Here is a 4999-nt window from a genome sequence, read left to right as displayed (position 1 = left end):
CATGAAATGCGTGGACACGAAGATCGTCACGTTCCGCTTGCGCGAGAGGTCGGCAAGAATCCGCCAGAAGCCGTCGCGGGCAACCGGGTCGACGCCGGAGGTCGGCTCGTCGAGGATCAGTATCTCCGGAGAATGGATCATCGCCACGGCCAGCGACAGCCGCTGGCGGATGCCGAGCGGGAGCGCTTCGGGCAGCGTGTCGACATTGTCGGCGAGGCCGAATTGCTGCGCGACCTCCTCGACCCGGGGCGGGATCGACGCATCGGCCATGCCGAAGAGGCGGGCATGGAGCTCGAGATTCTGCCGGACCGTCAGCTCAGAGTAGAGCGAGAATCCTTGCGACATGTAGCCGACGCGCCGCCGCACATCGATGTCGCGGGAGTCGATCTCGCGCCCGAACAGCCGTGCCTTGCCCTCGGACGGCTCGAGCAGCCCGGTCAGCATCTTCATCGTGGTCGTCTTGCCGCAGCCGTTCGATCCGAGGAAGCCGAAGATCTCGCCGCGGCCAATGCGGAAGCTCACGTCGTCGACGGCGGTGAAATCGCCGAAGCGCATGGTAAGGTGTTCGGCCTCGATGGCAGGTTCGCTGTCGGCGCCGGCGGGCCGCGGAGGGATCACCACCGCCTCGTGGCTGTCCCGCTTCTCCGGCGGGAGAAGGGCTATGAAGGCGGCGTCCAGGTCGGGCGCGCCGGTTCCTTCGAGCAGGTCGGCCGGGGTTCCGGAGGCGAGCACGCGGCCCGCGTCCATGGCCACCAGCCAGTCGAAGCGCGCGGCCTCTTCCATATAGGCCGTGGCGATGATGACGCTCATGCCCTCGCGACCCTTGCGGATCTCGCCGATCAGTTCCCAGAACTGGCGGCGCGACAACGGATCGACGCCGGTGGTCGGCTCGTCCAGGATCAGGAGGTCCGGATCGTGGATGAGGGCGCAGCACAGGCCAAGCTTCTGCTTCATGCCGCCCGAAAGCTTGCCGGCCTGCCGCTCGGCGAAAGGCGCCAGCCCCGTTCGCTTCAGAAGCTCGCCGATGCGGCGCTCGCGCTCGCGCCGATCATGCCCGAACAGGCGGCCGAAGAAATCGATGTTGTCGAAGACCGACAGCGTCGGATAGAGGTTCTTGCCCAGGCCTTGTGGCATATAGGCGATCCTGGGGTAGGCGCTCTGCCGGTGGCCGAGATCGGCCATGTCGCCGCCCAGCACCTCGACATGCCCCTGCTGGATCGTCCGTGCTCCGGCAATCAGGGAAAGCAGGCTGGATTTGCCGACGCCGTCCGGCCCGATCAGGCCGACCATGCGGCCGGCCGGGAAATCGAGCGTTACGGCATCGAGAGCCCTGACCTTTCCGTAAGCGTGGCCGACATTCTCCAGCCGCGCCACGTAGCTTGACGGAAGGCCCGCGCCGGCGTCCGGCCGCGCATTCATTGCACGAGCTTTCCCTTGAGGCTCGCCGGCCATGAGGCCTGCGGATCGAGCCGCACATAGGCCACGCCGGGCAGGCCGGTTTTCACCTGCTGGATATATTTGCGGAGCAGCTCCGGTGCGATGTGCGCCTTGATCCGGAACATGAGCTTCAGGCGCTCCTCCTCCGTTTCGACCGTCTTGGGCGTGAACTGCGCGACGTCCGCGACGAAGGTCACCTTGGCGGGGATGATGTATTGCGGCGCCGCGTCGAGCACGAGACGCACATCGGAGCCGATCGCGACGCGCCCGGCCTGCGCGGTCGACAGGAAGAAGGTCATGTAGACATCGCCGAGGTCGACGAGGTTGAGCACGCGCCCGCCGCCCGCCAGCACCTCTCCGGGCTCCGCCACGCGGAACTGGATGCGCCCGTCGCGCGGCGACGCCAGCGTGGCGTCGCCGATATCGGCGTCGATGCTTTCGATCGCGGCCTGCGCCGCGTCGACCGTGGACTTGGCATCGACCACCTGCGCCCGCGCGGCGTTGATGGCCGCTTCACTGGCGGCGAGTTGGGCCTGCGCGGCGGCGACGGCGGCTTTCGCGCTCTGCTCGGCCGCGCGGTCGTTGTCCAGGACCTGCTGGGAGACGGTGTTGTTGACCGCAAGCTGCTGCGAGCGCGCCAGGGTCCGATCGGCGGCGTCGAGCTCGGCTTCGCGCTGCGCGACGACAGCGCCGGCCGCCGTCTTTTCAGCCTCGCGCTGCGTCACCAGGCTGCCAGCGGTCTCGACCCCGATGATGGCGCGCTGAAACTGCGCCTCGGCCTGACGGCGCTGCGCCTCGAGCTGCGCTGTGTCCATGCGGGCAAGCACCTGGCCGGCCTTGACGAAATCGCCTTCGCCGACAAGGATTTCCTTGATCCGCCCCGCCGCCTTCGTCGAGACGTCGATTTCGACCGCCTCGATGCGGCCGTTGCCGCTGGCGATGCCTTCCGGCAGTTGCCCGTCCTTGGAACGCTGCCACACATAGTAGCCGGCTGCTCCGATGGCTATCAGGGCGCCGAGGATCAGCCATCGCCGGGAAACCTTCATGGCCGGCCTTCGGTGTTGCGCGATACGTCAGGTTCGGCTGGCGCCAAAAGCGCCCCCTCGAGATGGAGTGGCGCCGGAGACAGCGGCCCCGAAGCGGAGAAGGGAAGGAACCTTGCCGAGGCAATCTCCCGCCGCCAGGCGCCGATCTGTTCGGCGCTTAAGGTAATGCCGTCCATGTCAGGGGAACTCCGTTCAGGTTGCCAAGTTGGCGCGACCAAAACAGAGACCGGCTGCGGCGACCTTGATCGATATCAATTCTGGGAGAAGGGGTCGCTGTGAGCGTCGGGACCAGGGCCTGAACGTTCGCCGGCCTTCTGATCGGTCAATGCATTATGGCGAGGACGATACCGTGCTGACGCGGTCGAGAGGAGCTGTTCGGCGGCCGGAGCGTCAGACAAATCGCGGGAAAGCGTCCGCATCGGGCGCGTTCGCCCAGCTTTGCAATGTCTGTCCGCCGTCGAGCAGGCAGTCGACGCCGGTGACGTGGCGGGCATCGTCCGAGGCCAGGAAGGCGACGGCGGCGGCGACATCCTCGGGCTGGCCGATACGGCGCAGCGGAATGCGGTCGGCGAAACGGCGAATGCCGGCTTCATAGGCTGCCTGGTCCCGCGCCGGCACGCCCAGCCGGGTCTCGATGACCCCGGGGCAGATCGCGTTGACGCGAATGCCATAGGCGGCGGCGTCGAGGGCCGCGATCCTGGTCAGGCCGACCACGCCGTGCTTGGTCGAGGCATAGCCGGCGCCGCCGGACAGCACGTCCCAGCCGGCCATGGACGAGCCCATATTGACCACCGATCCCTTGATCTTGCCCGCGATCATGGTCGCCAGTGTCGCGCGCAGGACGTAGAACATGCCGTTGAGGTTGATGCCGACGATGCGTTGCCAGTCCTCGGTGCTCAGCTCGTGGACCGGCGCGACCTTTCCGGAAATGCCGGCATTGTTGAACAGCACGTCGATCCGGCCGAAACGCGTAACCACCGCCGTGACCATAGCGTCCACCGCCACGGGTTCGGCGACGTCAACCGCGAAGGCTTCGGCGCGGTCGCCAAAGGTCGCTGCCAGGGCCTGAGCACGAGGCCCGTCGAGATCGGCGATCGCGACTGTAGCGCCTTCCTCGACGAAGCGGCGCACCGCTGCGGAGCCGATGGCGCCGGCGGCGCCCGTCACCAGAACGATCTTGTCCTTGAAGCGCATCTCTTGTCTCCGAAGCCCAGATACCGGTCAGCGATAGTCGCGCCACGAGAAGCGCGGCTCGAAGCCCAGCGCCGCTTTGGCCGCCGAGGTGTCGATGAAGGCGGCGTTGCCATCCAGCGGGCGCCTGATCGGAACATCCGGATAGGCTTGCGCCGCGAGCGTTGCGCTGGGCACGTCCATATAGCTGTCCCACACCGATGCCGACCCCAATCCTCTACGACTGCGACCCCGGCCACGACGATGCCATCGCGCTGGTCATGGCGCATCGCTCGCCCGACATCGAGCTTCTCGGCGTCACCACGACATGCGGCAACGCGGAGCTCGAGAAGACGACGGACAACGCGATCCGCGTGCTCGATTTGCTCGGCGCCGGCGATGTGCCGGTCGCCGCCGGCTGCGCGCGGCCCCTGGCGCGGCCGCTGGTTCTGGGCACCGCCGATGGCCCGAGCGGGCTCGAAGGCTCGCCCTATCTGCCGCAGCCCTCGCGCGGGCCGATCAAGCAGCGTGCGGTAGACTTCCTTGCCGAGAAGCTCGCGGCATCACCGGAACCGCTGCTGGTGGTGGCGACCGGCCCGCTCTGCAACATCGGCCTGCTCGTGCTCAAGCACCCGCACGTGCTGCCCAAGATCAAGGAGCTGATCTGGATGGGCGGCGTGTTCTATCGCAAGAGCGAGATCATCACGCCGACCGAGTTCAACGCCTTCTGCGACCCCGAGGCCCTGAAGCTGGTGCTGGACGCAAGGGTGCCCATCACCATGATCGGGCTCGACGTGACCATGCAAGTGCTGATCGAGGCGCCGCAATACGAGGAACTGGCCAGGATCGACACACCGCTCGGCCGCGTGGTCATGGACTGGCTGAAATTCTACGAGAAGCTGCACCGCAACTCGATGGGCGTCGGCGGCGCCATGCACGACCCGCTGGCGCTGGCGCTGGCGATCGATCCGACGCTCGTCCGCACGCGTCCGGCGCATATCGGCGTCGACCTGTCCGGCAGCTACACATTCGGCGCCACGGTGGCCGATTTCTGGCATGAGCGCGGTGAGGAGGACAATGCGCGCATCGCCTATGAAGTCGATGCCGACCGCTTCTTCAAGCTGATGCTCGATTTGCTCCGCTAAAGCATGTCTCCCGAAGTGGGAACCGGTTTCGGGATCAAGACATGCGTAAATCAAGAACCTAAAGCGCATGGAGCGAATCTGAAAGATCGCGACGCGCTTTAGGCCGTCGGAAGGCTCACCGCTCCAGGCAGATCGCGACACCCTGGCCGCCGCCGATGCAGAGCGAGGCCAAGCCCTTCTTCGCTCCACGCCGGACCATCT

General features: G+C 66.7%; 6 protein-coding genes. 1 reads left to right on the top strand and 5 read right to left on the bottom strand.

Annotation, left to right across the window (positions count from 1 at the left end):
- From EOA28_RS24615 to EOA28_RS39000, 4 genes are all read right to left on the bottom strand, one after another.
- Positions 1-1419 (bottom strand): ATP-binding cassette domain-containing protein (locus EOA28_RS24615; RefSeq protein ID WP_210214956.1); only part of this gene is annotated, 1419 nt, incomplete at its 3' end.
- Complete coding sequence (locus tag EOA28_RS24610; RefSeq protein ID WP_127249299.1) at positions 1416-2483, bottom strand: HlyD family efflux transporter periplasmic adaptor subunit; 1068 nt, start codon at positions 2481-2483, stop codon at positions 1416-1418. The genes EOA28_RS24610 and EOA28_RS24615, both read right to left, overlap by 4 nt.
- A 390-nt stretch (positions 2484-2873) precedes the next feature.
- Positions 2874-3677, bottom strand: a complete 804-nt coding sequence (locus EOA28_RS24605; RefSeq protein WP_127249298.1) for an SDR family NAD(P)-dependent oxidoreductase — start codon at positions 3675-3677, stop codon at positions 2874-2876.
- Between the two features lie 27 nt (positions 3678-3704).
- Positions 3705-3857, bottom strand: a complete 153-nt coding sequence (locus EOA28_RS39000; RefSeq protein ID WP_189342166.1) for a hypothetical protein — start codon at positions 3855-3857, stop codon at positions 3705-3707.
- Positions 3858-3874: 17 nt separating this feature from the next.
- On the opposite strand from EOA28_RS39000, the gene EOA28_RS24600 reads away from it, so the two are divergent.
- Complete coding sequence (locus EOA28_RS24600; protein WP_127249297.1) at positions 3875-4798, top strand: nucleoside hydrolase; 924 nt, start codon at positions 3875-3877, stop codon at positions 4796-4798.
- 115 nt (positions 4799-4913) lie between these two features.
- Here EOA28_RS24600 and EOA28_RS24595 read toward each other — a convergent pair.
- Positions 4914-4999 (bottom strand): hypothetical protein (locus EOA28_RS24595; RefSeq protein WP_148670832.1); only part of this gene is annotated, 86 nt, incomplete at its 5' end.

This window comes from Mesorhizobium sp. M2A.F.Ca.ET.067.02.1.1, assembly GCF_004023285.1.
GTDB lineage: Bacteria > Pseudomonadota > Alphaproteobacteria > Rhizobiales > Rhizobiaceae > Mesorhizobium.
Note: the sequence above shows the minus strand (reverse complement) of the source record. Positions and strands in the feature narration are given on the sequence as shown.

What these genes read in the sequence shown, in the direction of transcription:
- EOA28_RS24610 (WP_127249299.1), bottom strand. Translation starts at nt 2,483, where the DNA reads ATGAAGGTTTCCCGGCGATGGCTGATCCTCGGCGCCCTGATAGCCATC.
- EOA28_RS24605 (WP_127249298.1), bottom strand. Translation starts at nt 3,677, where the DNA reads ATGCGCTTCAAGGACAAGATCGTTCTGGTGACGGGCGCCGCCGGCGCC.
- EOA28_RS39000 (WP_189342166.1), bottom strand. Translation starts at nt 3,857, where the DNA reads ATGGACGTGCCCAGCGCAACGCTCGCGGCGCAAGCCTATCCGGATGTT.
- EOA28_RS24600 (WP_127249297.1), top strand. Translation starts at nt 3,875, where the DNA reads ATGCCGACCCCAATCCTCTACGACTGCGACCCCGGCCACGACGATGCC.